We start from the raw sequence: 25,611 nt of genomic DNA, 5'->3' as shown, positions 1-25,611 counted from the left end.
CTCCGTGGCGGCAGCTTATAATCCCCCGGCTGACAGGGCAAGCTGCGCGGCTGGTCGCCGCCCCGTACTGATTGACCGCCTCTTTCCGTCCGTGATACGCTCCGGGCATGTCCGTGCGGCTCCGGCCGGGAGGGCTCTCCCGGCTTTCCATTCTTCTTTTCGGCATGCTGTCGGCCTGTACAGCCCGCGGACCCGCTCCGCCGCCACCCCGTCCGCCCGCTGCTCCCGTCCTCGCTCCGACGGCACACACCATCCCTGGTGATCCGGTCGTCCTGAGCGCCAAGGAGCGCGCCCTGGCCCACTTTCTCACAAGCCGCGTGGCCCAGACGCGGGGCGATTATGATACGGCGCTGAGCCGCCTGGCCCGCGCGGTCGAACTCGATCCCGATACGGCCCTGCTCCGCTTTCGCCTGGCCAAGCTGTACGTGCGGATGGGAAAGACCGAACAGGCCCTGCAACACTGCCGGGTCGTGGTCGAACGGGAGCCCGAGAATCTTGAGGCGCAGATGTTTTTGGCCGGTCTGCTGTCTTCGACGCGCCAGGAAGACGAGGCCGCAGCAGTCTACGAGGCCGTCCTCGAGCGGCAACCTGACAACCAAGAGCCCTATCTGTATCTGGGCACCCTGTACGCCAAGCAACAGCGCTTTGAAAAAGCCTTGGCGGTGCTGCTGGCACTGGTTGAGCGCTACCCGCGCTCGCTGCTGGGCTATTACTACCTGGGACAGATTTCGGCTGCGGCCGGCCAGCTCGACACGGCCGAAACCTACTACAAAAAGGCCCTGACACTGAACCAGGGCTCGGAAATGGTGATGCTCGACCTGGCCCTGGTGTACGAGATGCAGGAGCGGCTTGGTCACGCCCGCGACATGTATCAGCAGGCGCTCGACTTCAACCCTGACAGCGAGCAGGCGCGCAAACGCCTGGGACGCTTATTTCTTGAGGAAAAAGATCTCGACGGCGCCCTGGAGCAGTTTCGTGAGTTGGAAAAGATCCAGGAGCGGATTCAGGCCGACCCCCAGGAGACCCGGCTGCGCATCAGCCTGATCTACAGCGAGAAGGGCGAGTACGACCGGGCGGTCACCGAGCTGAATCTGGTCCTGACCGCCCAGCCCGACAACGCCCGGGCGCGCTACTTCCTGGGCGTCATCTTTACCGAGGCCGAGGAAGACGACAAAGCCATCGACGAGTTGCTCAAGATCCCGACCGATACCGACTACTACGCCGATGCGCGTCTGTATCTGAGCCATATCTACCGGCGCCAGAAGAAGCTGGCCCAGGCCATTGTTGAGGCCACCCACGTCCTGGGGGTGAAGCAGGATAACCTCGAGGTGCTGGAATATCTGGCCGGCCTGGAGCGAGAGAACGGCAATCGCCCCCGAGCGATCCAAATCCTCGAAAGAATGATTAGCCTGGCTCCCACCAACGACGTGTATCATTTTACGCTGGGAGCCATCTACGACGAGCACAAAGACAAAGTCCGCTGTGTCGCCCATATGCAGAAAGCGATTGACCTCAACCCGGAGAACTCCGCAGCGTTGAATTACCTGGGCTATACCTGGGCCGAGCAGGGTATTCGCCTTGATGAGGCCGAGGATCTCATTCGTCGGGCGTTGCAGGTCGAGCCCGACGACGGGTTTTATATCGACAGCCTGGGCTGGGTGTATTACCAGCGCGGGGAGTATCCTGAGGCCGTCGAGTATTTGGAGCGGGCCGTCGAGCTGGTCAACGATGATCCGACGATCACCGAGCACCTGGGCGATGCCTACGAGAAGGTCGGTCGGATCAGCGACGCGTCTCGCACGTATCGGGCAGCCCTGGACCAGGCGACCGAGAGCGATCAGCACCGGCGCCTGCGGGATAAAATTGACAGCTTGGCCCGGCCCGGTCGGGAGACGCGCTCCTCCGGGCTCGAATAGCGGAGGGGCTGAGTGCATGGCCGAGTCAGCCCGGTCTTTCGGATCGATCCGGCCGGTCTGTGTGTTACTGGCGTGTGTGCTGGGCGCCTGCGGTGGTGTCCGCCCGCCGCCGTCGCTGTCTCCGCCGCCGCCATCCTCTCCCCCCTCCGTTTCCAGGGTTCAGGTCCTACTCGGCCAGCTGCACGACCGGCGCCAGGCGCTCGTGCGCGTCCGCGGCTTGGCCCGGGTCAGCTATACCGGCCCGCACGGAAAAGGCACGGCCAGGCAGGCGATTGCGATTGCCGTGCCGGACCGGTTCCGGTTCGAGCTTTTCTCCGCGCTCGGCCTGGCCGCCCTCACCAGCTGTAACGGTCAGCGTCTGGCCGCCTATTTCCCGCACGACAAGGTGGTCTACCGGGGGCAGGCAGACCCGCTCACGATTGCCCGTTTTACCCAGGTCTTGCTGTCGGCCCGCGAGGTGGTCAATCTGTTGCGCGGTGTCCCCGCCCTGCCCCCGCCCGAGGCCGCCTGGGCGGAGTCTTTCGACCGGCAGTCCGGCTGGCATCGCCTGGAGCTGAGCGTGGCCGAGGTCGAGGCCCACCGGGTGTGGTTTGAGCCCAGCACGTCCGTCCTGCGGCGCTGGGAAAGACTCACGCCGCAGGGCCAACTCGTCAGCCGGGTTGACTTCGGTCGCTATCAGACGGTTCAGCGCCAGGCGTTTCCGTTCGAGATCAGCCTGTCCGATGTGTCCGGACGGCAGCAGGTGACAGTTGTGTATGAACAGGTCGAACTCGACCCGGCCCTGTCCGACGAGCTGTTCTCCCTGGGTCCGATTCCCGGAGTCCAGGAGGTGTGGATCGATCCGGGCAATGTGGAGCCGCGCCAAGGCCGGATCGACGGGCGCTAGGATTCCGTGTCCGACACGCCGGCCGCGCCCGCCTCGGTCACGGGCAGCACGTTTTGGGCTGCTCCGGCCCGCTCGAACTCGGGCACCTTCTTGACCACAAAGTCGACCGCTCTGCCCTCGTCGAGGGTTTCAAAGGCGAACCCCGGCTCGATATCGGTACAGTGAAAGAAGTAGTCCTGTCCGTCGGCGCCCTGGATAAAGCCGAAACCGCGCTCGGCGACCTTTTTCTTGACCAGACCTCTGAGCGCGGCTCCGAGCTCGACCTGAGCACCGGCCCCGCCCGCTGCGTCGTTGCCGCTCAGATACTCGTGTTGGAGTTCCTGCCGTTGCTGGGCAAACACTTCCCGACACGCATCGCAGAAGAATTTCTGGCCTTTACGCGGATGGAAGGTCGTCCACACCCGGCGGTCGCCGACATGGCCGGGCGACTGGCAGTCGAGCTGGTGGCGTTCGTATTTGAGTTCCAGACGGTGGAGGAGGTCGTCCAGCCAGATGATATCAAAATCCTTGACCCCAGCCTCGTCCCGAGGGTCGGCAAACTCCGGCGCGCAGCTGCCCTGGATACTGACCAGCGCTACCTGTTTGCCCAGCCGTCGGACGTGCTGCAAGACCGGTTTGAAATCCTGATCGCCAACCACGGCCACGGCAATATCGTAGGCGTTGGGCATCGCGGCGTAGTACAGGATGGCGGTGGCCAGGGAAATATCCACACATTTTTCTTTGGGTTCGAACGGGTCGCTGGGGTCGCGATCAACCCGGCGCAGGCGCCGGCCGCGAAAGTTGATCGGAAAGGTCTCCAGCTCATAGTGGTACTCTTCTTTGAGCCGAAAGAAGAAATCGAGCCGTCGCTGGACGACCTCGTGGTCCTGCGGGTCATAGTTGGCGGCATAGCTGCCGAACAGGTAGGTGCGGACAACATGGACGTCGAGCTCGTTCAGCTGACTCCGGAGCTCCTCGGCCAAAACCTGGGGCAGGCGGCCAAAGTCGAGTTGAAAGTCGCCCTTGCCATACGAATCGGCCAGACGGGGCGTGTTCGAGTACAGCCACGTCCCATCAATGAACAGCATTATTTTGAGCATCGTGTGTCTTCTTCCGACTGGTGTCCCCGTCTTGAAGATAGACGAGGGCAAAGCCCACCTGGGAGAGGCTAAAGGTTTTATTCGTCCGAACCCGGACCGACGCCGCTCCCTGGCCAAAACCGGACAGTCCGGTCGCCCAGTCCGGATAGGCGTTAAAAGTATTCACGTGCTCGACATCTTGGACCGGCAGTAAAATGACGGCGTGGGCACCGATCTGGCAGGCCTCAAAACGGATCAGGTGTTGCATCCGGGGCAGTTCGTCCTGTTCGCTGCCGTAGGACCAGATTTGGGCGATGGTTTCGTGGGCTTTGTCGGGCGGGGCATGGAGGATCGCCATCTGACAGTCGTGGGGGCGGGGGCTGGGGTAGATCGGCGCAGTTCTCTGCACCCAGGCGACCGGTTTGCCCTTGGGCGAACACGCCGCCAACAGACATCCCGACACGACCAGCAAACAGCAGCAGATGAGGTGCATGGCTCGCCTTCCTTTGTGGGCCGGAGTCAGCCAAGTGCCCCCACCATAAACCGCCTGACCGGACGGTGCAAGCGCCGCTGCGCCACACCAGCAGCGACAGGCGAGAGCTGGACCGAGAAGGGACACACGACCTCCGCGGCATCGGTCTGCCGCACGATGACCTCGACCTGCCAGCTGTCGGTATACAACCGCAGGCCGCCGCTCGACCGATAGCGCCCCTCGCCTATTGGCGCGGCAACGAGCGTCGTGGTCGTGCTGCCCAGGGTCCCCAACTCCAGCAGCGGGGTGAAGGCCAACACCACCCGGTTGATCGTGGTCGGCGGCTGGCCGGCGCTATTCTGGATAGCTGCGGTATAGGTGGGCGTGTCGCCCTGTCCGTAGCTCAGGGTGAAACGGACCTGTAAGTCGCCGCAGGTCTGGGTCTGGGCCTGGGAGGGCGGCGGCGGACGAAAACTGGGCTGTGGGGCGGTGGCGCACGAGACGAGCAGGACGCCTGCCAGACCCAGCCCGGCGCACAACCGGCCCGGGGAAACCGGCCGGCCACAGACCGCCGGTCTGTCCGACGCGGTGTGCCGGAAAAAGGTCATCGGCGGCTCAGGCGGTTCCGACAGGGGAGGTGCGAGGGACCGACTCCGGTGCCGCGTCGGGTAGGTGATGGGCGGTCTGCCAGGCGGCCAGGTCGTGCAGCGCCCGCTGGGCCAGGGCGGCCTTTTTTTCGCGTCCCCGCAAGCGCCGCGAGAGGGGGGGAAACAGGCCGTAGTTGGTGTTCATGGGCTGAAACTCGCGGCGTTCGCTGCTGGTGACATAGGTGAACAGGGAGCCCAGGGCGGTCGCCGCCGGGGCGACCAGGAGCGGTGCCTGTCGGGCGTAGCGGGCGGCGTTCAGACCCGCCAGCAGCCCGGCTGCGGCCGACTCCAGATAGCCCTCTACCCCGACCATCTGGCCGGCAAAGAACAGGTCGGCGCGGTCCCGAAACTGCAGGGTCGGTTTCAGCAGTCGGGGGGAGTCGATAAAGGTGTTGCGGTGCAGGCTGCCGAGACGCACAAACTCGGCCGCCTCCAGACCCGGGATGGTCCGAAACACCCGGCGCTGTTCCGGGTAGCTCATCTTGGTCTGAAAGCCGACCATACCCCACAGGCTGCCGGCTCGATCGTCCTGGCGCAGCTGGACAACCGCATAGGGGCGACTGCCCGTGCGCGGGTCGCTCAGGCCGACCGGCTTCAGCGGTCCAAAGGCCAGGGTGTCTCTGCCGCGTCGGGCCATTTCCTCGATCGGCAGGCAGCCCTCAAAATACACCGCCCGCTCAAACTCTTTGGTCTCGACCTTGCGGGCCGCCACAATGTCGTCAACGAGCCGCTCATACTCGTCCCGGCTGAGCGGGCAGTTCAGATAGTCGTCACCGCCACGATCATAGCGAGACGCCCGAAACACAACCGTCCGATTGATGGAGTCGGCCTGAATGATGGGAGAGATGGCATCGTAAAAATACAGATAGTCCCGACCAAGCAGGGCCTGCAGGCGGGCCGACAGGGCGGACGAAGTCAGGGGACCGGTGGCCACGACTGTGACGCCGCTCGGCAGGCGGTCAACCTCTTGGCGCCGGATCTCGATCAGCGGATGACCGCTCAGCGTCTGACCCACCGTGCGCGAAAACACCTCCCGATCCACGGCCAGGGCCTGGCCGGCGGGAACCCGCGAGGCATCCGCCGCGCGCATAATCAAGGAGCCCAGGTGGCGCATTTCCTGTTTGAGCAGTCCGACTGCGGTTGTCAGCGACGCGCTGCGCAGAGAGTTGGAACACACCAGCTCGGCAAAGCCGTCCGTGTGGTGGGCGGCGGTCGGCCGCACCGGCCGCATTTCGTACAAACGCACGGCCAGGCCGGATTGGGCGATTTGCCACGCGGCTTCGCTGCCGGCCAGCCCACCGCCAATGACTGTGATGGTTTGCATACGGGGTCAAAGCTCAGAAAACGGGCTCATCATAACGAATGGAGCCCCGCCGCCATTCATCGGTCTGCATTTATCGTCCCTCTTCAGCCGGCCACCTGCTTGACCGGCGGCTCGACTGTGGGCAGTTCCTGCCCCAGCGGTGCGGTATAGTCGCACTCATCACGAAAACAGCGCCGAACCGTGCCGGCCCGCTTGGTTGTTTTTTCAAGCACAAAGGGCGCCTGGCACTGCGGGCAGGGCGTGGACACGGGTCTGTCCCACAGGGCAAACTTGCACTTGGGGTAGCGGTTGCAGCTGTAGAAGGTCTTGCCGCGCCGGGACTGCTTCTGTTGCAGCTCGCCCTGGTGGCAGTCCGGGCAGGCGATGCCCAGGGAGACGGCTGCGGCCCGGCCCGGCTTTTTGATCGTTTTGCACTCCGGGTAGCCTGAACAGCCCAGAAACTTGCCATACCGTCCAAAGCGGACCTGCATGGGCCGGCCACACTCCTCGCAGGTTTCATCGGTCTGGGTTTCGGCCGTGTCTTGGGGCACGATGCGGCCCTGTTCGTCGCGGCTGAAATTCTGGGTGGCGGTGCAGTCGGGGTAGTTGGTACAGGCCAGGAACTCGCCGTTGCGGCCCCACTTGATGACCAGCTTGCCGTCGGCGCATTCGTTGCAGGCGAGGTCGGTCGGGGTGCCCGTGCCTTTGACATCCCGCATCTCTTTTTCGGCCCGTTCGAGGCTGGCCGAAAAGGGCTGGTAGAAACGATCAATGGCCTGCTGCCAATGCTCGTTCCCCTCTTCGATGTTGTCGAGGATTTGTTCCATCCCGGCGGTGAACTCGGCGTTCAGAATACCCGGGAAGGACTCGACCAGGAGTTCGGTGACCAGCATGCCGAGGTCGGTCGGCCGCAAACGCCGTTGCTCGTCTTCAGAGACGTACTCTTTGTTGAGAATCGTGCTCATGATTGACGCGTAGGTTGACGGACGACCAATCCCGTCCTCTTCCAGCTCCTTGATCAGCGTGGCCTGGGTAAAGCGGGGGGGTGGCTGGGTGAAGTGCTGGTTAGGCGTCACGTTCAGCAGGGTCAGGATTTCCCCCTCAGTCAGCCGCGGCAGCTGCTTCTCTTCGTCCTCATCGGCCTTGGTTTTATCGTCTGTCCCTTCCGCATAGACACGCAGAAATCCATCGAAGCGCATGACTTGGCCGGTGGCTCGAAACACACAGTCATTGGCCGCAATATCGACGCTGGTCTGCTCAAACTCGGCCGGAGCCATCTGGCTGGCCAGAAACCGGTTCCAGATCAAGGTATAGAGCCTGAGTTCTTCTGGTTTGAGATACGGGGCGACCGACTCCGGGGTGTGTTCCAAGGAGGTCGGACGAATTGCCTCATGGGCTTCCTGGGCGCTCTTTGCCGAGCGGTAGCTGTTCGGTCGTTCGGGGACATACCGGGCGCCATAACTCGCGGTCAGATACTCCCGCGCGGCCGCCGTCATCTGGGGCGAGATGCGCGGCGAATCCGTCCGCATATAGGTAATCAGTCCCACCTCTCCCTCAGTACCAAGTTTCACCCCCATGTACAGGCGCTGGGCGATGCCCATAGTCCGACTGGGAGCAAAACGCAGCTTGCGGGATGCCTCTTGCTGGAGGCGCGAGGTGATGAACGGCGGGGCTGGCTTGCGGCGTCGATCACGCTTGGTCACACTGCTGACCTGCCACTCGGCCCCGTCGATTCGCTTCAGCACTGCCTGGGCTGCCTCTTGGCTGCCAATCCGGACACTGGTGGCGTTCTCCTCCTGATCGCCAACCCCGGTCGGCAGTCCGTCGGCATCGAGCGTCTGTTTGGCAGTCGTGTCCACCCGCAGATCGCCGACCTTGGCCAGCCGGGCCTCGAACTGCGGCGGCAGCTGGCCTTCAAGACCGGCCCGAATTGACCAGTATTCGACCGGCTCAAAGGCCCGAATCTCTTGCTCGCGCTCGCTGATGATCCGCACCGCCACCGACTGGACACGCCCGGCCGACAGTCCCCGGCGGACTTTTTGCCACAGAATCGGGCTGATCTTATACCCGACCAGACGATCCAGAACCCGGCGCGCGATCTGGGCGTTGTAGCGTTCGCGGTTGAGTTCCTTGGGATTGTTCAGCGCGTCTTTGACCGCCTGTTGGGTGATTTCGTTGAGTAGGATGCGGTAGACTTTGGTCTCTTTCAGGCCGTTTTTGCCGCCTATTTTTTCGGCAATATGCCAGGCGATGGCCTCGCCTTCACGGTCCGGGTCAGAAGCGAGGAAGATGCGCTGTTTGCCCTTGGCCGCCTTGCGCAGCTCCTCAACCACCTTGGCCTTGCCGTGAATGACCTGGTATTGGGCGGCAAAGCCGTTGTCCACATCCACCCCCAGCTTGCTCTTGGGCAAGTCCATGATATGCCCAACCGAGGCCTTGACCTGGTAGTCACGTCCCAGGTATTTCCCGATCGTCCTGGCCTTGGCCGGAGATTCCACAATCACCAGATTTTTTGCCATTTTGTTGTCCCCACTCCCTGTCCTGCGCCGCTATACGGCCACAGCCACTCTCCTCCTGACCCTTCATGCCCGGATAAAATGGGTGCCGGGCAGTTGGGTGACCATCCCTTTGAGTTCCAGCCCCAATAATACCTCAAGTACGCGGGCCGGCCCAAGTCCACTTCTGGCAATCAACACATCAACATGCAAGGGCTCCCCGTCAAACAGCTTCACCAGCCGCTCCTCGTCCGGCTCAAGGGTGCCACCCCCGGCTGGCTCAAGGCCGGACTCCGCCCCGTCTTGCGGTTCGGCTTGAAACGTGACCGCCGCAGCAATTTCGCTCAGGATATCCTCGACATTATGCACCAGTTTGGCCCCCTGTTTGATCAACTCGTGCGGTCCCCGGCTGCGGCTGGCGGTGATCTGACCCGGAACGGCAAACACTTCCCGGTTTTGCTCCAGGGCACACCGGGCGGTTATCAGAGAGCCACTCTTTTCGGTCGCCTCAACCACCACCGTTCCCAGGCTCAGGCCGCTGATCACCCGGTTACGGTAGGGAAAATGGCCGGCTTCGGGTCGGCTGCCCAGGGCGAATTCCGACATCACCGCCCCGTGCTGGGCCATGTCGTGGGCCAAGCGTCGATGCTCGGGCGGGTAAATCACGTCGAGTCCTGAACCCAGCACGGCAATTGTGCGCCCCCCGGCTTCCAGCGCCGCCCGGTGCGCCTCGGCGTCAATCCCCCGGGCCAGCCCACTGACCACCGTCACCTGTCGGTGGGCCAGATCGCGGGCCAACTGTCTGGCCACCTCTCGCCCGTAGGCGCTGGCAGACCGCGCGCCGACAATGGCGATGGCGCTCTGGTCCTGCGGCGCCAAGCTGCCCCGGACATACACAAAGGGCGGCGGATCATGCACATGAGTGAGATTCACCGGATATTCCGTATCGGCCCGGGTCACCACACGTACCCCAGCCTCGGCGATCCGCTCCAACTCGGTGTCAACCGCCGACCATTCATCAAAACCGACAATGGCGCGAGCCACGGCCGACTGGACTCCGGCCTCTGTCAGCCCCGCCACAGAGGCGGCGAAAATGGCCTGTGGCGACGCAAAACGCTCGAGCAGCATCCGGTAGGTGACATTGCCCACCCCACGCACCGAACGCAGGGCCAGCCATTCGCGCCACTGCGTCGGCTGTACGCTGACCCGACTCGGGCCGGCATCGTGTCCTGTGTTCTGGTCCAATTCCACATTCCCAGCCAGAAGAAATGACACAAAGTCGGGACCGACGCAAATCGCCGCCGGTGGGGACTCTTGCGGAGCCAGAACGGCATTTGATACATGTGCCGATGCTCAACGCCAGCCCTGTGTCAGCCGCCATGTCAACGATTCAACAGCTCCTCGAAGAAAAAACCGCTGCGGCCCTGACCGCGGTCAGCGGCCTGTCGGCGCCCGCCCTGGTCAACCCGGCGGCCAACCCCAAGTTTGGCGATTATCAGGCCAACGGCGTCATGGCGGTCGCCAAAACACAAAAGAAAAATCCCCGCCAGCTCGCCCAAGAGGTCAGCGACAAGCTGAATCAGATGAATCGGAATCCCGACGAGATTCCGGCCAGCTGGGAGATTGCCGGACCCGGCTTCATCAATTTCCGTCTCGATCCCGACTGGCTCGGTCAGACCGTCCTCAGGACCGCGCTCGACGCCCGGCTGGGGGTGGAAGCGGTGGCGCGACCGGAAACGATTGTGATTGATTTCAGCGCGCCCAATATTGCCAAGCCCATGCACGTGGGTCACATCCGCTCGACGATCCTGGGCGACGTGCTGAGCCGCGTCCTGCGCTTTCTCGGTCATCGCGTGGTGACGGACAATCATGTCGGCGACTGGGGCACCCAGTTTGGCATGCTGATCGTCGGCTATCGAAGCGTCCTGGACACCGACGCCTACCGCCGCGACCCGCTGAGCGAAATGGAGCGCATCTACAAGACGGTCCAGGCCCAGACCAAGACCGATCCGACGGTCGCCGAGCAGGCTCGCCACGAGCTGGCCAAGCTCCAGCAGGGCGATGCCGACAATACGGCCCTGTGGCACGAGTTCATGGATATTTCGCGCCAGGCCTTTGAGCGACTGTACGGCCGGCTCGACATCCGCTTCGACCACTGGCTGGGCGAGAGCTTTTATAATCCGATGCTGGCCGGGGTGGTGCAGGACTTGCAGGACAAACGTATTGCCCGACCCAGCGAGGGGGCGGTGTGTGTCTTTTATGACGATGACCCGCAGCTGGCCGAGCGTCCGTTTCTGATCCAGAAGTCGGACGGGGCTTTTCTGTACGCCACCACCGACCTGGCGACGATTCGGTATCGGGTCGAAACGTTTCAACCCGACCGCATCGTATACGTCACCGACGGCCGCCAGCAGCTGCACTTCAAGCAGCTGTTTGCCGCCGCCCGCAAATGGGGCTATCAGCCTCAACTCGAACACGTCTGGTTTGGCACCATCCTGGGCGAGGACGGCAGGCCGATCAAGACCCGCGAGGGGGAGCCGGTCAAGCTCGAAGCCCTGCTCGACGAAGCCGTCCAGCGCGCCTTGGCCGTGGTCCACGACAAAAACCCCAGCCTGTCCGAGGCTGAGCAGCACGAGGTCGCTCGGGTGGTTGGGCTGGGAGCGGTGAAGTATGCCGACCTGATGCAGAACCGGACGGCCGACTATCGGTTCAGCTGGGACAAGCTGCTGGCCTTTGAGGGTAACACGGCGCCCTATCTCCAATATGTGTACGCCCGCATCCGCTCGATTTTTCGGCGCGGCGGCCTGGCCGACTGGCAGCCCAGCCCGGATATCGAGGTCCGGCTTCAGGAGTCCCAGGAACAGGAGCTGGTCAAGCAGATGATTCGCTTTGGCGATGTCTTGCTCGAAGTTGAGCGCGCCTCCAAGCCCAACCTGCTGGCTGGTTTCTTGTACGACCTGGCCACCAAGTTCAACCTCTTCTACCAGGCTCATCCGGTGCTGAAAGCGCCCCCCGACCAACGTCCGACCCGTCTGTTGCTGTGTCACCTGACCGCCCGCTATCTGAAGACGGGCCTGGAGCTGCTGGGGATTCAGACCCTGGAAGCGATGTGAGGCCGTCATGCCGATAACCCGCCACACGCCCGACCCGGTCTCAATTGCCTACGATATTGTCGGCAGCGGCCCGCTGCTGGTCTTTCTGCACGGCATCGGTGGCAACCGCACCAACTGGACCGGTCAACTCGAATTTTTCGGCTCCCGCTTCTGTGCGGTGGCCTGGGATGCCCGCGGCTATGGCGACAGTCACGATTCGCCCCAGACCCTGCGCTTCGGCGATTATGCCGACGATCTGGCGCGCTTGCTGGATCACCTGAAGGCCGAGCGGGCGCATCTGGTCGGTTTGTCCATGGGCGGGATGATTCTTCAGGACTTCTACGACCGGTATGCCGAGCGGGTCGCCAGCCTGTCCCTGGTCGATACCTCGGCCGGTTTTGGCGGAGCGCCCGAGGAGGTGAAACGCGACTTTCTGGCCCGCCGTCTCGATCCTTTGGAGCGGGGCCTCAGCCCGCGGGATATCGCTCCGAGTGTGGTCGAGGTGCTGGTGGCCGCGGGCGCGTCTGCTGCGGTGCGGGCAAAACTCCAGACCTCGCTGTCGGCCTTACGGGTCGAGCCGTACAAGCAGGCCCTGCACGCCATTGTGACGACCGATTTTCGACCTGTGCTGTCGCGGATCAGCGTGCCGACCCTGGTCATTGTCGGCGAGGAGGATCAGGTCACCCCACCCCAGGCCTCGGAATTTCTGGCCACCAGTATTGCCGGTGCCTCGCTGGTAAAAATTCCCGCCGCCGGTCATCTGACCAACCTCGAACGCCCCGAGGCGTTTAACGCCGCCCTGGCCGCCTTTCTCGACCGGCAGGCCGGAGGGGCGTCGGTGGTGTCGGCGGGCTGAGAAGACGCCGCACCGACTGTGAACCGCCGTGTTTGAGGAGATGCCATGAAAATCGACTTTCACTGCCACTCGTTTCCCGAAGCCTTTTTCTTGAAAATCAAAGACTACTATCCCGACGAGGTGGTCTTGGACCACGATGCGCGCGGGCGCCTGATCGGCATCTGGGCCGGCACGCCGCTGCCGGCCTGGGATCACGGCCAGCGTCTCGAAGATATGAATGCGGGCGGGGTGGAGATCGAAATCCTGTCCAACCTGTCGATGTATATCCGGGTTGACGAGCACAGCCCGGAGCTGTGTCGCCTGGTCAACGACACCTATGCCCAAGCCTGCCGCCAGAGCCCCGAGCGTTTCAAAGCCTTTGCCAATATCCCGTTCAACTCGCCCCAGGCCGCCCTGGCCGAGCTGGACCGGACGCTCAAGATCCCCGGCTTTGTCGGAGCGCTGATCACCTCCAACGTTGGCGACACCTATCTGCACACACCGGAATTCTTTCCCTTTTGGGAAGAGGCCGAACGCCGCAAGATCCCCGTCTTCATGCACCCCAAACCGCCGCCCGGCTATCAGGACGATGACATCGCTCCGCTGCTGGCCTTTCCCGCCGATACCACCCTGTCAACCATGAAGCTGCTGTACGGCGGCGTGTTTGAGCGCTGGCCGAACCTGATTCTCATCCTCGCCCACCTGGGCGGCACGCTGCCCTACCTGGCCCGGCGTGTTGACCTCGGCTTTGACGATCAGCACTTCTCAGACCGCTACCGCCAGATCTCCCACCGGCCGAGCGAGTATATGCCCAAGCTGTACTTTGACACGGCGCTGGGCTGGCATAAGCCGGCCTTCGACTGCGCCTGCGCCCTGGTCGGTGTGGACCATCTGGTCTACGGCTCGGACTATTTCATGCAGGACAGTCAGTTCATGCGCTGGACAAACGAGTTCTTGGAGGGGCTGCCGCTGTCTCAAGACGACAAGAACAAGATTTATTACAAAAACGCGGAGCGCTTGTTGCGAGGATGACTGAGATGACAGATCAGATGGATTTGGCGCGCACGCTCATCTACAACCAGGATAGCAAAGATGAGTCGGACAGGTCATTTCGTCCTAAGAATACGGATATTGGTCCGATCCGTTACATTTTCCGTAACCAGGAAGCGGAACTCATCAAGCAGATAAGTCTATACTCTTCAATGGTCGGGTGTGTAGCTTGGTTGACGAGTTTTCCCATTCTTGAGGCCATGCAGGGGAAGTGGGTGAGCATTGTGGTGCAAAAGGAGGATTTCCTGCGCCCGGATATCGGCCGTACGTCTCAAGATCGGTGGAAACGGGGATTGAGGCAGCGATATGATTCCCTGACTTCTGCGGCTAACGAGAAGTCTTCCTTCTGCGGATGGGGTCACATCATTGAGCGCGCCGGTTACGCCGGATGTGAACCCTTCGATGCTGTCCGGTGTATAGGGCATTACAACCGGGAGAAGAAACCTGCCATGCCGAGGATGCACCATAAGTTTCTCGTGTTCGGGGAATGGAGTGAGCCTGGAAGTGACCCTGAAGAGTATGTGCATTCCGAGTTCATCCCCCAGGCAGTCTGGACAGGGTCATTCAACTTCACGAAGAACGCTGGGCTGTCCCTTGAAAATGCCATGGTGATTCACAGTGAACAGGTGGCAGAACTGTATCATAGAGAGTTCCAGCATATCTTTCTCTTGTCCGAGCCTCTGGATTGGGAGCATGATTGGGTGTCACCGGAATACTATATAGGCTCCTAGAAAGTGATGGCTTACGAAACGTCTCCGCGATTCAGAACTCATGAAGCGTTCGGATCATTGGCTTTGAACTCTAGGCGATGAGGCTAACGGGGATCATCTGGCTGAGGGAAGTTGTTGATAAGCTTGCCTGGAAGCATCAGGTGACGACGGGTGAAGTTGAAGAAGTTTTATCGGTTGCGCGCCGTTTTCGCTTCATTGAGACAGGCGACGTAGGAGGCGAAGACCTCTACGCGGCAATGGGACAGACGGATGCGGGGCGATATCTGATTATCTATTTTATCTACAAAGCCACACGGGAAGCCTTGATTGTCACCGCACGGGAAATGACCCGGAAAGAAAAAAGAGCCCATGCCAAGAAGTAGCAAAAAATCCGAACCTATTCCGCAGCACTTTCAAAATCTTACGGAGGCGGCGGAATTCTGGGACAGTCATGACGTGACCGATTATTGGGAGCTGACCAGAGAGGCGAGCTTCGAAGTCGATATTCAGCGCCGTGTGTTTCTCGCCGCGTTGGAGCCGGAATTAGCGAAGAAGCTGACCGCCTATGCCCATCGACAGGGAGTCTCGACAGAGACGCTTATCAACGTGTGGCTGACAGAAAAATTAGCGGCAGAACAGCAGGAGTGAGGGAGTCGCCGGCCTCACCTCATTTCGATGGCGCTTTCCAGATTCCCCGCTCCTGCATCAACCCAATCTGTTTGTCGATGACCTCGGCCTTGTACTCGGCGTGTTTGCCGGGGATACGGTCGAGATAGCGGTTCTTGGGATAAATCGGCTTCTCATAGATGAGCTGGGCCATTTCGGCCCGGATGTCTTTCATCCAGTTCGTCACCTGGGCCGTGGCCCGGTGGTGGCGCAGGGCTTCGATGTCGATGACGCCTCTGACATAGGTCGAGCCGTTGGTGTCGCGCTGCTTGCCGACGATCGTGCCCTTGTAGTCAACGATCATGGATTGGCCGCTGCCGGCGTCAATGGGCGTTTGGCTGTCCGGGTAGAGATGGTAGCCGCCGATGTTGGGCGCTACCACGTACATATTGTTCTCCAGGGCGCGAGCCCGGTTGGAGATCTCGAACATGTCGTTCTGGGTGAACGGGCCGGGCAGGGAGGCGCGGTAGACCAGCTCGGCCCCGTTCATGGCCAGGCCGCGGCCGTTCTCGGGGTAATTGCCCTCCATCGCCATCATGATCCCCAGCCGCCCGATCGCGGTATCGGCGACCGGCCAGAAGGCGTCCAGGCTGCGACCGTACTTGTCGATCCACCAGTCGAACACGTCGTGCGGCGAGACCGAGCGCTCGCACGGCAGCAGGGAAGAAATCTTGTAGTGCTTGAGAATGAGATCGCCGTCCGGGTCAAGGATGAAGCCGACGTTGAAAAACAGGTTCGGCCAGTCCTCGTGGCGGGCCTTGGCCTGAGCCATGATGAACACCCCCCACTGGCGGGCCAGCTCACCCAGCTGGTCGGTCTCAGGGCCGGGAATATCAATCGCGCAGGTGCGGGCGAATTCGGCGTGGTCAACGTTCAGCACCTCGTCGTTGAAGCCCTGGAGCGCCCCTTCCGGGATGGCCAACAGCCGGACCGGGATATCGAGGTTCGACAGCCAGAACGCGGCCGTGGTCAGGCTTTTGATATGCTCAATGTTTTTCTGCATATCCTCGCGTTTGCGAATGCCCCAGAACGTGGGCACTAATCCGACGGCATTGTAGGGTTCAATCATGCGCCTCCTCCGTATCGGCAGCCCTGAAGATACAAGACCGTCTCGGGCTTGTAAAAGGCGGGGCGTGCGCTAAAGGTGAGCCCAGGAGGACTCGCCTATGCAGACCGAAGAGACGCGCGCCCTGATCACAACCTATTACGAAACCCTGCCGACCGGCGACCGAGACAAGCTGGCCTCGCTGCTGACCGAGGACGTGGAGTGGTATCCGCCCGAGAGTGCGCCGCTGGAGGTCGTCAGAGGCCGGGAGGCCGTGACCAGAGAGCTGGGTGGAGAGACGCCCAAGCGCATCTTCGACATGAAGACTTTCCGCCTCAATATTCACCGCATTCTGGCCGACGGGGACACCGCAGTTGTCCAGCACTCTATTTCGGCCAAAACTCGCCAGGGCGAGCAGTACGACAACGAGTACTGCTGGGTCTACCAGTGTCGGGCCGGGCAGATCTCCAAAATTGAAGAGTACGCCGACACCCACAAGGCGGCGCGGATCATGGCGTGGGAAGACTGAGCGGCGGGTGTCAGGTCTGGCCCGGCGCTCGGCTCAGACTTTGAGGCCGAACAGCGTGGCCGCATTGCCGATCACCATCTGATACACCTCGTCTTCGGGCACGCCGACAAAGTCCTGGGCGATCTGGCGCTGGGATTTTGGAAAGGTGCCCTCGGTGTGCGGATAATCGGCGCCCCACATCAGGCGATCAACACCCATCAGTTCGCGGGTCAGGATACCGGCCCGGTCGTCTTCAAAGGTGGCCCAGAACTGGCGCGCGTCGAGCTTGGGCTGCATCCAGCGGTGATGATCTTCCCACCAGTGGTCCATCAGACGCAGCAGGCACGCAATCCACCCGATTCCACCCTCGGAGATGATGAACTTGAGCCGGGGATGGCGCTGGGGGGCGCCACTCCAAATCAACTCGGTCAGGGCGTTCATGGGCTGAAACGCCTTCTCGTCCATAAAGGCCATGCCGGGGCCGTTCTTGCGGGCCTTGTCAACCGTCGAGGCGCCGATATCGGCGGCCGTGCCCGAGTGGGCGACGGCCGGTAAGCCGATCTCTTCCAAACGCTCCCACAGCGGCTCGTAGTCCGGATCAATGTACGGCTTAGCCGGCACCGCAGCCGGAATCATGACCGCCTTAAGCCCGATCGTGGCCGCCCGTTCGGCCTCTTCAGCCGCCCATTCCAGGGGGCCTTGCATGGGCAGAATCGCTGCTCCGAGCAAGCGCTCCGGGGCGTATGAACAGAATTCGCTCAGCCAGTCGTTATATACGCGGACAGCGGCGCGCTGATACTCGGCGTCGGCAATACGGTAGAACATCAGACTCCACTGGCCTGGATAGATCATCTCGGCCCGCAGATGGTCCAGATCCTGGTCTTTGAGCCGGTGGTGTGGATCTGAGGCGCCCAGACGGGTATCCGCGTGGCGGGCAACCGGTGACTCGACCTTGCCGGCAATCTTGCTCTCCAGGGCTGCCCCGTCAAGGCCGACCGCCACCGGATCGAGCCCATCGACAACATAGAAGTCGATCGACTTGCGGGTCTCGATATGGGGCGCCCGTTCGCGAAAGCGGGTCTCTATTCGACTGGTCCACAAATCGGCCGGTTCGACCACATGACCATCGGCTGAAACGTATCCGCCGGCAAGGCTGCTTGACATGATGAGCAACTCCTTCTTGTATTAACACTAAGTGATAAGTGTTGCTGAAAACTGTCCGTCATCCTAGAGCATCGGTCCCTTCTTTGGCAAGATGGGACAAGATACCGGCTCAGTCCGCGGTGGGAACGGCCGGGCCGTTTGACTCTGGATGAGCGGCCAGCTATAGCTCCGCAGTCAGCACGAAGCGGCTGAGAGTGTCAGCCCATGAAGGGAGAAAATGATGGTCAAATTTGTTGGCTGCGTCCGCCGGAAAGTGGGAATGACAAGGGCGGAGTTTCAGGACTACTGGAAAAACAACCACGGCCCGCTGGTCCGCAGCGTGCCCGAGTTTTGGGCCTATGTCCGCAAATATATCCAAGGCCACACGATGAGTGACTCTGTCCCGGGCTTCCCGCCCCAGGACGAAGCCCCGTTCGACGGCATTGCCGAGCTGTGGTTTGACAGCGTCGAGGACATCGACAAAGCCTTTAGCCATCCCCGCTATCTCGAAATCATTCGGCCGGATGAGCTGAAATTTGTCGACTTTGCCACTTCCAGGATCTTCATTGTCGAGGATGTTGAGATTTCGTGACGCTGCCCACCCATCAGTAGGATGATGTGGGGCTGGCCAGAACTGAGCCCCCAGGGCTGTGCCCCGTTGCTGGTGACCACGTTATACACCTTCGGCTTACGAATCCTATTTCCAGGTGTCGAGAGCGCGCGGCGGCTTGCTAAGGCTATTTGTTCAGAGTGCTTATGTCAGGGATGAAGATCACGACTCTTCGCAGCCGAAGAGGAAGAAAATCGAGTTCTTTGTTGTTGCCCACAACAAACAGGCAAACAAGCCGATTAAGACCCCACAATGAAAAAGCCCCGCGCTAAGCGGGGTCTTTACTTAACTGGGCTCGCTTTATAACCGCTCTTGGGCAGGTAGCCGGCGGCCGGAGGAACGCACAGCAAGCTGTCCCGTTCATACGTTCAGTGTTTTTTAGAATTAAATATTTTTTCTACCTTAACAAGAGAAAATCTGTGGTTTTGTAGATTTTTTTGTGGTGCGGCGAGAGCGGATCTTGTAAGGGAGTATAATGATGAATATGTTGACCGTGCGGACCTTGTTGGCGATCCGAAAGGCCCGCTGTTTTCTCGTCCAGCACCCACTGACGCGGAACGCCACGCTCAAAATGGTTAAGCGCCGAGCGGTCGCGGCGGGGCTGCCAAGTGAGGTGTACAATCATAGCTTTCGAGGCACCGGGATTACGAAATATCTGTGCAATGCTGGGACGTTAGAAATGGCGATCCGCATCGCAGGACACGAATCGATCCGGACCAATCATCGCTATAATCGCGTGCACGAGCAACTATCACTTAATGAGATTAAGCGGATTCATATTTAACAGCCGCCTCCTAGCACAACCCGCTCCATCTGAGCTGACACGGATGCACTGGTCCCCTCTTCCTGTCAAAGTAAGAGACGCTTCAAAAGTTGTTTTTTGCTCGCAGCTGAAAGGAGGATAGGATGCTACAAGAGCAGAACACCCCGCCCACACGATGCGCCGAGTGTGGCAACGACGAGATCGTCGAAGCCCATTGCAATACGTGTGGAGGTTCTAGAAACCACCGGTTAATAGCTCGTACGAAGCGCCGGCGGGAGGAGGACATCAACTTCGGAACCCTTGTGGGAACCCTTGTGTGGAACACAACGGCTGAGATGTTGCAATGCCTCGGATGTGAAGACAGTAAGCTCCGAATAACGGAGTGGTTCTCAGAAAGCGCAGACGAGGAGTCCATCTTCTACTTCCCGCCAGTGATTGCCCGAGAGAGCCCCCGCTGGATTTCAAAGCTTCCCCAGGAAGTCGGCTCTGTAATGTACGAGGTGTATGCGGCACTCGCTGCTGACAGTCGTACCCTGGCAGCAATTGGGGTCAGAACGATAACGGATATGGTGGCGGTTGATAAAGTAGGGGATAAGCCCACCTTCAAAGCCAAGCTCGGCGAGTTACAGGATGGGGGGTGGCTAAGCAGCCAGAATCGCGAAGTGCTCGAAGCTGTCGTTGACGTAGGCAGCGCGGCCGCTCATCGTGGCCACCGTCCCACCACCGAAAAATTAAACTATGCAATGGATATCGTCGAAAATCTATTGGAATCGATCTACGTGCTTGCGCCTGTCGCTGAGCCACTCAAGGAATCCGTACCGCCCCGGAATCGGACAGGGGCAGCAGATCGAACAAGGCCCAGTCATAATCGCGTTCCAGGTAGCGATCCAAGGACGTGATGAGCCGGTCTTCTGGCCACTCCCCGCACTCCTCTGTCCTGCCACCTGAAAGCGACGCACGATAGGCCCTAACGGGCCGATCGTCAGACCTGGAATTTTTGGACATAGATCACCGGCTCAGCCCTGTGCCTAGCAGCAGGGGCGGAACCGGCCTGTCCTACGTCTCAACAGTCTCCCAACAGAACCCAGGGTTCAAGCGGCGACTACAAGCCCAGAATCTCGCGCTTCATGGCCGCCCGAATATGACACGGGCTACCGGCCATCTCGGAAATCCGCAGATCGGCCGCCACGCTGGCCAGTATCGCCGCCTCGGTCATATCGGCCTCGGTCCGCTCGACCAGCAGACGGGCCAGCTCGTCCACAGCCGCCCGCGCCGCCGCCTCGGCCGTCTCACCGCTGCCCATGGTCTGAACCTCGTCCTGGGTGATAACGATCGGCTGGCTGAGCGGCAGCTCGGTCGCAATTTGACAGCGTAGCGTCACCGTGGCCGCAATCTCCACCGCCGAGGCGGTGGCTTCGCCATCGCCCATCCTGGCGTGCACGTCTTCGATGGTTAGTAGCCCGCCCTCGGCAAACACCGGCAAAAACACGGTTGAGCCAGCTCCCAGCTGGCTGTTGCTCAGCTGACCGCCAAAATCCCCACACGCCCCGCTCGGCTGCGAGCCCTCGGCCGGAGCCAGTCCAATTTTGCTGATGTTGGGTATGAACGGCAGACTCAGGGTGTCGCTGTAGCGAATGCGGTTGCCCTCAATCGGGACGACTTTTTTCCGAAACTCGACCTGGTCTTTGAGTAGGCCGAAGCCCGGAATTGCCACCACATAGCCAAACCCCTGGGAGGCTTTGATGTCCAACACCTCCACGGCCAGCACCTGGCCGGGCTGAACGCCTTCAACATAGACCGGCCCGGTCATGACGGTCAGCTGCTCCATGGGCCACTCGCCGCCCTCGTTCCAGTCTCGAAAGCGGTCGTTGGTTTCCATCACAAATACTTCCCCGGGCTTAACTGTGGCAGCCGCAGGGTGATCGGCGTCAAACGTCCGGACAATATGCTCTTTGCTAATGGTTTGCATCGTAGGCTTCCTTTCTGTGACGATTAGTTGGCAATGGCATCCAGCCCGGCTTGGGAGCAGGCAATATCTTCATCAACCGTCCCGCCACCGACCCCGATCCCGCCGATAACCTCGCCGTTGACCACAATCGGCAGGCCGCCACCGACCAGGGTCGCGCGTGAGAAGTGGGACAGGCCAACGACAAGCGATAGGTCGTCTTTGATGACGCCGTACAGATCTTTTGTGCCGACGCCAAACAGCGCCGTAAACGCCTTGCGTTGGCAGCCCTCAATGCCGAGTAGCAGCGCTCCATCCATACTAGCCAGGGCTTTCAGATTTCCCCCGCTGTCAATCACCGCGACATTCTGTTTGCAGCCCAGCTCCTCGGCTTTGGCAACCGCCGCCGCCACCATCTTGGCAGCGGTCTCGTACGATAGCATCTGTCTGGCATACGTGTTGGCCATAAGTGTTCCTCCTTTGCTGTTAAAGGTGAACGACGATCTCTTCTCGATGAGGTGGTCATCATCATTCACTTTGTCATCGTTCACCTCTCTTCCGTACTCCGCTCCCGTGTCAGCGTCAAGGTTTGTCCGGACAACCGGTTTGACAAAGGCGGCCCAAGCGCAGAATAATCGCCACTAGATATGTTGAGCATTGACACCATTCAACACGCCCTGGCCCGACATAAGCCGAGCCAGACCAGCCGCCAACTCGACCGCAACCGCACCGCGGTGGCGCTGGTCTTAGCCGGGGCCGAGCCCGACCTCCACCTGTGTATGATCCGTCGGGCCGACAAGCCCGGCGATCCATGGTCGGGTGATATGGCGCTGCCGGGCGGTCGGGCTGCGCCGGAGGATGCCAGTTTACAGGAGACGGCCGAACGGGAAACGCACGAAGAGGTCGGCCTTGTCTTAGAGCCCGCCCACCGGCTGGGAGCGCTAGCCGAAATATCAATCCTGCTGCGCGGCCGAGACCGGCTGCTGTTCCTGGCCCCGTTTGTCTATTACCTGGGACCGACCCTCGCCCCGTTTACCCCCAACGATGAGGTTGGGGAGGTATACTGGATACCGCTGGCGCATCTGTGGGACGAACACAACGCCACCTCGCTCAATCTGCCGACCCAGGACGTGTCCCTGTGGTACCCGGCGATTGGCTACCGCCAGCAGGCGGTGTGGGGCATCACCCACCGGGTGTTGATGCTCTTTTCGGACGTCATCGGCCATCCCTTACCGCATTTCTCGGCCACTGACCGCTGCGGCGATTCGGAGGGAGACAACAATGGAGATTGTGGGCTATGCCGATCAGCTGAGTGTCGCTCCCCAGGATACGGTTCGTTTTCATGTGAGCTGTCAGCGTCCGAGCTACCGGGCGGATATTGTCCGCCTGATCCACGGCGATCCCAACCCGCGCGGGCCGGGCTTCAAAGAGGAACTCGTGCAGACGACGGTCAGCGGTGAGTATCCGGGCCGCGAACAGGCGCTCCACACCGGCTCACACGTCATCGTGCCCGACGCGCCGCAGCTGCGGGTGTCCGAGGGTCTGACCCTCCAGGCCTGGATTTTTCCCACCACGCCTCACAAAGGCCGGCAGGGGATTGTGAGCAAGTGGTCAGAGGCCGACGGCGGCTATGCCCTGGTGCTGGATGAGGGTGGGGTCTTGGCCGGTTGGCTGACCGATGCTGCCGGACACATCGAGCAGGTGCGGATCGCTGTCCCGCTGCGTGAGGCCGAGTGGTATTTTGTGGCGCTGAGCTTTGACGCCCAGAGCGGCCGGATTACGGTGTACCAAGAGCCGCTGCGCAGCTGGCCGCAGGATCAGACCCGGGCAAGCGAGACAGCCTCGACCGAAAGCCGGGCTATAGCGGCGAGCCGGGCCGATTGCCTGATGGCCAGCCTGTGGCAGTCCGGCGATGACGGTCAAGGCCGTGTTGGCCACCATTTCAACGGCAAGATCGAGCGCCCGTGCGTATTCCGGCGTGCTCTGAGCCGCGAAGAGCTGATCTCGCTCCAGCGCGGCGCCTCGCCGCTGGCCTTTGGCGATGACCTCGTTGCGGCCTGGGATTTTTCTCTCGATATGGCCTCCGACAAGGTCACCGACACCTCGCCCCACGGCCTGCACGGCCGGGCCGTCAACATGCGGAGCGGCAGCGAGACCGATTTCCGTGCGGTCCCGCACGAGTACGGGGCGATCCATTTTCATGACGACGACCTTGAGGACGCCGGCTGGCAGGTGGATTTCAGCTGGACCCTGCCGGCCGACTGCAAGAGCGGGGTCTACGCCGCGCGCCTGCGCACCGGGGCCGGCGAGGACCACATTCCGTTCTTTGTCCGTCCGCCACGGGGCCGGGCCACGGCCGACATTGCCTTCCTGGCTCCCACCAACAGTTACCTGGCCTACGCCAACGAGCATCTGAGCGAGATTTCTCCCGATCTGGCCCCAAACCAGAATCGGGGGGAGCCGACTCCTGAAGATCGCTATGTGGCGGACAACGGCCTGCTCAGCCTCTACGACCACCATTCCGACGGCAGTGGGGTGTGCTATTCCTCGCGTCTGCGGCCGATTATGAATATGCGCCCGCGCTATCACATGCGGACGCTCAGCTGCCCGCACCAGTTTCCAGCCGACCTGCACCTGATCGACTGGCTCGAAGCCAAGGGCCAAGCCTATGATGTCATCACCGATGAGAACCTGCACGCCGAGGGCCTGGACCTGCTCGCCCCGTACAAGGTCATCCTCACCGGCAGTCATCCCGAGTACTGGTCCGGACCGATGCTGGACGCCCTGGAGACCTATCTGCACAACGGCGGGCGGCTGATGTATCTGGGCGGCAACGGGTTCTACTGGATCACCTCGTCCGCCCCCGGCCGTCCCCACGCGGTGGAGGTCCGCCGCCGGGTCGGCACCCGCAGCTGGCAGGCCAAACCCGGCGAATACCACCACAGCACGACCGGAGAGCCCGGCGGCCTGTGGCGCGACCGGGGCCGAACGCCGCAGCGCCTGGTCGGTGTCGGCTTCACTACTCAGGGCTTTGACAACAGCGCACCGTATCAGCGTAAGCCCGCCAGCTTCGATCCCCGGGCGGCGTTCATTTTTGAGGGGATTGGCGCCGAAGAAGCCATCGGCGCCTTTGACTCGCTGGTGCTGAACTACGGGGCGGCCGGTTTTGAGCTGGATCGCGCCGAGCGTTCCCTGGGCACGCCGGCTCACGCCCTGGTGGTGGCCTCCTCGTCCGGCCATTCGGACGCCTATCAACACGTGGTTGAAGAGGTCTTACTCAGCGACTCAAGACAGGGCGGCACGGTCAACCCCAAGGTCCGGGCCGATATGGTGTATTTTGAATATCCCAGGGGCGGGGCGGTCTTTTCGGCCAGCTCGATCGCCTGGTGCGGCGCCCTGTCTCACAACCAGTATGACAACACCGTCTCGCAGATCACCGACAACGTGTTGCGCCGCTTTGCCGCCGAGGGCCCGCTGTCCGAGTGAGTGAGGTGGGGAGGAGGTGTGGGGCTGACGGACCGGGCTGCTGACAGCAGGACGCTGAGGAAAAAATGTCACCATGAGGCTTTGGTTTTGGCTTTCCATCTATATCGCCTTGTTGTGGGCCTGCACATGGGTACGCCCCATTGCGGCAGAGGACACTGAAATCAAGATCCTTAGCAGACAGACCCTTACCGGCAATGCTGCGGACTGTTTGAATATGAGTTTGTCAGCTGATACACGGTTCGCTGCGTGTCGAGCAGCAGCTGAAAGTGGAGGCGGGGACGCGCGGCGCAATCTTGGCTCACCGCAGGACTATGCCGAGGCGGTGGAGTGGTTCCGCCGTGCTGCTGAGCAGGGTGACACGAGCGCACAGCTCAACCTCGGGTCTATGTACTTCCGAGGTGAGGGCGTCCCGCAGGACTATACGATGGCCCATATGTGGTACAACCTTGCCGGGACAGGCGTTGGTGGCGAATACGCGCGTGAACTGCGAGACAACGTTGCAGCACAAATGACCCCGGTCCAGATTGCCGAAGCCCAGCGCTTGGCTAGGGAGTGGGCGGCTGCGCATCAGGCTGGAGCGAAATGAGGTTTGCGGCATGTTGAGTCCACCAGGCAATCGGAAGGGGCTGGCAATACCTCGAAAGATAACGCACCTAGTGCCAAACAAGACGAAGCTAGAACGGAGCAACTCGTATGTCTCATGATCCACAGTCTATAGCGGTATGGCAGCTGAAGACTGCTCTTCGTCTGTACTTTGAACAAGAGGAACACTTTGACCGAGAGGGCTATTATTCCGTTATTACGTTAGCGGGTGCTGCGGAGGAGATTTTTGGGAAACTTCTCAAGGAGAACGGCATCGAGAACTCCCTGGATTCCCTCAAGAAAGTTGCCATTACGATCACTAAGCAGCTTTTCGGCGAAGCCTCCACTGAAAATGAGGTCGTCACGCGAGCAAATGACGCGCGAAACAAGCTGAAGCAC

The 25,611-nt window shown here is 61.2% G+C and carries 25 protein-coding genes; 15 read left to right on the top strand and 10 right to left on the bottom strand.

The features are described from left to right. Positions 1-317: 317 nt before the first annotated feature. The gene (locus tag J4F42_09270; protein MCE2485688.1) at positions 318-1,916 is read left to right on the top strand and encodes a tetratricopeptide repeat protein; all 1,599 of its coding nucleotides are present in this window, start codon (positions 318-320) and stop codon (positions 1,914-1,916) included. Between the two features lie 16 nt (positions 1,917-1,932). Next, a complete protein-coding gene (locus J4F42_09265) occupies positions 1,933-2,802 on the top strand; it encodes a DUF4292 domain-containing protein (GenBank protein MCE2485687.1) in 870 nt (289 codons plus the stop codon). Here J4F42_09265 and J4F42_09260 read toward each other — a convergent pair. The 6 genes from J4F42_09260 to dprA all read right to left on the bottom strand — a co-directional run bounded on the left by J4F42_09260 (position 2,799) and on the right by dprA (position 10,022). Next, positions 2,799-3,881, bottom strand: a complete 1,083-nt coding sequence (locus J4F42_09260; protein MCE2485686.1) for an NYN domain-containing protein — start codon at positions 3,879-3,881, stop codon at positions 2,799-2,801. The two genes, J4F42_09265 and J4F42_09260, sit on opposite strands and share 4 nt — an antisense overlap. Next, a complete protein-coding gene (locus J4F42_09255; protein ID MCE2485685.1) occupies positions 3,856-4,353 on the bottom strand; it encodes a hypothetical protein in 498 nt (165 codons plus the stop codon). The genes J4F42_09260 and J4F42_09255 overlap by 26 nt, the downstream gene beginning before the upstream one ends. Before the next feature lie 26 nt (positions 4,354-4,379). Then, on the bottom strand, positions 4,380-4,940 hold the full coding sequence (locus J4F42_09250) for a hypothetical protein (protein MCE2485684.1): 561 nt from the start codon (positions 4,938-4,940) through the stop codon (positions 4,380-4,382). A gap of 7 nt (positions 4,941-4,947) precedes the next feature. Then, the gene (trmFO, locus tag J4F42_09245) at positions 4,948-6,303 is read right to left on the bottom strand and encodes a methylenetetrahydrofolate--tRNA-(uracil(54)-C(5))-methyltransferase (FADH(2)-oxidizing) TrmFO (protein MCE2485683.1); all 1,356 of its coding nucleotides are present in this window, start codon (positions 6,301-6,303) and stop codon (positions 4,948-4,950) included. A gap of 83 nt (positions 6,304-6,386) precedes the next feature. Then, positions 6,387-8,801 (bottom strand): type I DNA topoisomerase, encoded by a 2,415-nt coding sequence (topA, locus tag J4F42_09240; protein MCE2485682.1) that lies wholly within the window; start codon positions 8,799-8,801, stop codon positions 6,387-6,389. Positions 8,802-8,864: 63 nt separating this feature from the next. Next, a complete protein-coding gene (gene dprA, locus J4F42_09235) occupies positions 8,865-10,022 on the bottom strand; it encodes a DNA-processing protein DprA (protein MCE2485681.1) in 1,158 nt (385 codons plus the stop codon). A 134-nt stretch (positions 10,023-10,156) separates the two neighbouring features. Here dprA and argS point away from each other — a divergent pair, with 134 nt between their 5' ends. The 6 genes from argS (at position 10,157) to J4F42_09205 (ending at position 15,112) form a co-directional block, all read left to right on the top strand. Beyond that, positions 10,157-11,890 (top strand): arginine--tRNA ligase, encoded by a 1,734-nt coding sequence (gene argS / locus J4F42_09230; GenBank protein ID MCE2485680.1) that lies wholly within the window; start codon positions 10,157-10,159, stop codon positions 11,888-11,890. A 7-nt stretch (positions 11,891-11,897) separates the two neighbouring features. After that, complete coding sequence (locus tag J4F42_09225; GenBank protein ID MCE2485679.1) at positions 11,898-12,725, top strand: alpha/beta fold hydrolase; 828 nt, start codon at positions 11,898-11,900, stop codon at positions 12,723-12,725. A gap of 45 nt (positions 12,726-12,770) precedes the next feature. Beyond that, positions 12,771-13,736, top strand: coding sequence for an amidohydrolase (locus tag J4F42_09220; protein MCE2485678.1), 966 nt, complete (start codon positions 12,771-12,773; stop codon positions 13,734-13,736). A gap of 5 nt (positions 13,737-13,741) precedes the next feature. Further along, entirely contained in the window at positions 13,742-14,485 is a 744-nt protein-coding gene (locus J4F42_09215; GenBank protein MCE2485677.1) for a hypothetical protein, read from the top strand. Between the two features lie 140 nt (positions 14,486-14,625). Then, on the top strand, positions 14,626-14,847 hold the full coding sequence (locus tag J4F42_09210; protein ID MCE2485676.1) for a hypothetical protein: 222 nt from the start codon (positions 14,626-14,628) through the stop codon (positions 14,845-14,847). Next, positions 14,834-15,112 carry a hypothetical protein gene (locus tag J4F42_09205; protein ID MCE2485675.1) on the top strand — a complete coding sequence of 93 codons (279 nt, stop codon included), beginning with the start codon at positions 14,834-14,836 and terminating at the stop codon, positions 15,110-15,112. The genes J4F42_09210 and J4F42_09205 overlap by 14 nt, the downstream gene beginning before the upstream one ends. Before the next feature lie 19 nt (positions 15,113-15,131). Here the strand turns inward: J4F42_09205 and J4F42_09200 are convergent, their stop codons facing one another. Then, entirely contained in the window at positions 15,132-16,199 is a 1,068-nt protein-coding gene (locus J4F42_09200; protein ID MCE2485674.1) for a hypothetical protein, read from the bottom strand. Positions 16,200-16,296: 97 nt separating this feature from the next. On the opposite strand from J4F42_09200, the gene J4F42_09195 reads away from it, so the two are divergent. Then, entirely contained in the window at positions 16,297-16,704 is a 408-nt protein-coding gene (locus J4F42_09195) for a nuclear transport factor 2 family protein (protein ID MCE2485673.1), read from the top strand. Between the two features lie 33 nt (positions 16,705-16,737). On the opposite strand, the gene J4F42_09190 is transcribed toward J4F42_09195, so the two are convergent. After that, positions 16,738-17,847 carry an amidohydrolase gene (locus J4F42_09190; protein MCE2485672.1) on the bottom strand — a complete coding sequence of 370 codons (1,110 nt, stop codon included), beginning with the start codon at positions 17,845-17,847 and terminating at the stop codon, positions 16,738-16,740. A gap of 259 nt (positions 17,848-18,106) precedes the next feature. Here J4F42_09190 and J4F42_09185 point away from each other — a divergent pair, with 259 nt between their 5' ends. From J4F42_09185 to J4F42_09175, 3 genes are all read left to right on the top strand, one after another. Next, positions 18,107-18,418: an EthD domain-containing protein gene (locus J4F42_09185; protein MCE2485671.1), complete on the top strand. Its 312-nt coding sequence runs from the start codon at positions 18,107-18,109 to the stop codon at positions 18,416-18,418. Between the two features lie 496 nt (positions 18,419-18,914). Beyond that, the gene (locus J4F42_09180) at positions 18,915-19,220 is read left to right on the top strand and encodes a hypothetical protein (GenBank protein MCE2485670.1); all 306 of its coding nucleotides are present in this window, start codon (positions 18,915-18,917) and stop codon (positions 19,218-19,220) included. Positions 19,221-19,342: 122 nt separating this feature from the next. Continuing rightward, on the top strand, positions 19,343-20,098 hold the full coding sequence (locus J4F42_09175) for a DUF4145 domain-containing protein (protein ID MCE2485669.1): 756 nt from the start codon (positions 19,343-19,345) through the stop codon (positions 20,096-20,098). Between the two features lie 203 nt (positions 20,099-20,301). Here the strand turns inward: J4F42_09175 and J4F42_09170 are convergent, their stop codons facing one another. Further along, on the bottom strand, positions 20,302-21,168 hold the full coding sequence (locus J4F42_09170) for an acetamidase/formamidase family protein (GenBank protein ID MCE2485668.1): 867 nt from the start codon (positions 21,166-21,168) through the stop codon (positions 20,302-20,304). Between the two features lie 23 nt (positions 21,169-21,191). Then, a complete protein-coding gene (locus tag J4F42_09165) occupies positions 21,192-21,611 on the bottom strand; it encodes a heme-binding protein (GenBank protein ID MCE2485667.1) in 420 nt (139 codons plus the stop codon). Between the two features lie 814 nt (positions 21,612-22,425). Here J4F42_09165 and J4F42_09160 point away from each other — a divergent pair. From J4F42_09160 to J4F42_09150, 3 genes are all read left to right on the top strand, one after another. After that, a complete protein-coding gene (locus tag J4F42_09160) occupies positions 22,426-24,630 on the top strand; it encodes a LamG domain-containing protein (protein ID MCE2485666.1) in 2,205 nt (734 codons plus the stop codon). Positions 24,631-24,703: 73 nt separating this feature from the next. After that, positions 24,704-25,216, top strand: coding sequence for a sel1 repeat family protein (locus J4F42_09155; GenBank protein MCE2485665.1), 513 nt, complete (start codon positions 24,704-24,706; stop codon positions 25,214-25,216). 107 nt (positions 25,217-25,323) lie between these two features. Continuing rightward, on the top strand, positions 25,324-25,611 hold a 288-nt coding region (locus tag J4F42_09150), incomplete at its 3' end, for a hypothetical protein (protein ID MCE2485664.1).

It is taken from the genome of Desulfurellaceae bacterium (assembly GCA_021296095.1).
Lineage (GTDB): Bacteria > Desulfobacterota > Binatia > Bin18 > Bin18 > JAAXHF01.
Note: the sequence above shows the minus strand (reverse complement) of the source record. Positions and strands in the feature narration are given on the sequence as shown.

Coding starts and splice junctions, on each gene's coding strand:
- J4F42_09265 (MCE2485687.1), top strand. CDS start 1,933: ATGGCCGAGTCAGCCCGGTCTTTCGGATCGATCCGGCCGGTCTGTGTG.
- J4F42_09260 (MCE2485686.1), bottom strand. CDS start 3,881: ATGCTCAAAATAATGCTGTTCATTGATGGGACGTGGCTGTACTCGAAC.
- J4F42_09255 (MCE2485685.1), bottom strand. CDS start 4,353: ATGCACCTCATCTGCTGCTGTTTGCTGGTCGTGTCGGGATGTCTGTTG.
- J4F42_09250 (MCE2485684.1), bottom strand. CDS start 4,940: ATGACCTTTTTCCGGCACACCGCGTCGGACAGACCGGCGGTCTGTGGC.
- trmFO (MCE2485683.1), bottom strand. CDS start 6,303: ATGCAAACCATCACAGTCATTGGCGGTGGGCTGGCCGGCAGCGAAGCC.
- topA (MCE2485682.1), bottom strand. CDS start 8,801: ATGGCAAAAAATCTGGTGATTGTGGAATCTCCGGCCAAGGCCAGGACG.
- argS (MCE2485680.1), top strand. CDS start 10,157: ATGTCAACGATTCAACAGCTCCTCGAAGAAAAAACCGCTGCGGCCCTG.
- J4F42_09225 (MCE2485679.1), top strand. CDS start 11,898: ATGCCGATAACCCGCCACACGCCCGACCCGGTCTCAATTGCCTACGAT.
- J4F42_09220 (MCE2485678.1), top strand. CDS start 12,771: ATGAAAATCGACTTTCACTGCCACTCGTTTCCCGAAGCCTTTTTCTTG.
- J4F42_09215 (MCE2485677.1), top strand. CDS start 13,742: ATGACAGATCAGATGGATTTGGCGCGCACGCTCATCTACAACCAGGAT.
- J4F42_09205 (MCE2485675.1), top strand. CDS start 14,834: ATGCCAAGAAGTAGCAAAAAATCCGAACCTATTCCGCAGCACTTTCAA.
- J4F42_09200 (MCE2485674.1), bottom strand. CDS start 16,199: ATGATTGAACCCTACAATGCCGTCGGATTAGTGCCCACGTTCTGGGGC.
- J4F42_09195 (MCE2485673.1), top strand. CDS start 16,297: ATGCAGACCGAAGAGACGCGCGCCCTGATCACAACCTATTACGAAACC.
- J4F42_09190 (MCE2485672.1), bottom strand. CDS start 17,847: ATGTCAAGCAGCCTTGCCGGCGGATACGTTTCAGCCGATGGTCATGTG.
- J4F42_09185 (MCE2485671.1), top strand. CDS start 18,107: ATGACAAGGGCGGAGTTTCAGGACTACTGGAAAAACAACCACGGCCCG.
- J4F42_09180 (MCE2485670.1), top strand. CDS start 18,915: ATGAATATGTTGACCGTGCGGACCTTGTTGGCGATCCGAAAGGCCCGC.
- J4F42_09175 (MCE2485669.1), top strand. CDS start 19,343: ATGCTACAAGAGCAGAACACCCCGCCCACACGATGCGCCGAGTGTGGC.
- J4F42_09170 (MCE2485668.1), bottom strand. CDS start 21,168: ATGCAAACCATTAGCAAAGAGCATATTGTCCGGACGTTTGACGCCGAT.
- J4F42_09165 (MCE2485667.1), bottom strand. CDS start 21,611: ATGGCCAACACGTATGCCAGACAGATGCTATCGTACGAGACCGCTGCC.
- J4F42_09160 (MCE2485666.1), top strand. CDS start 22,426: ATGGAGATTGTGGGCTATGCCGATCAGCTGAGTGTCGCTCCCCAGGAT.
- J4F42_09155 (MCE2485665.1), top strand. CDS start 24,704: ATGAGGCTTTGGTTTTGGCTTTCCATCTATATCGCCTTGTTGTGGGCC.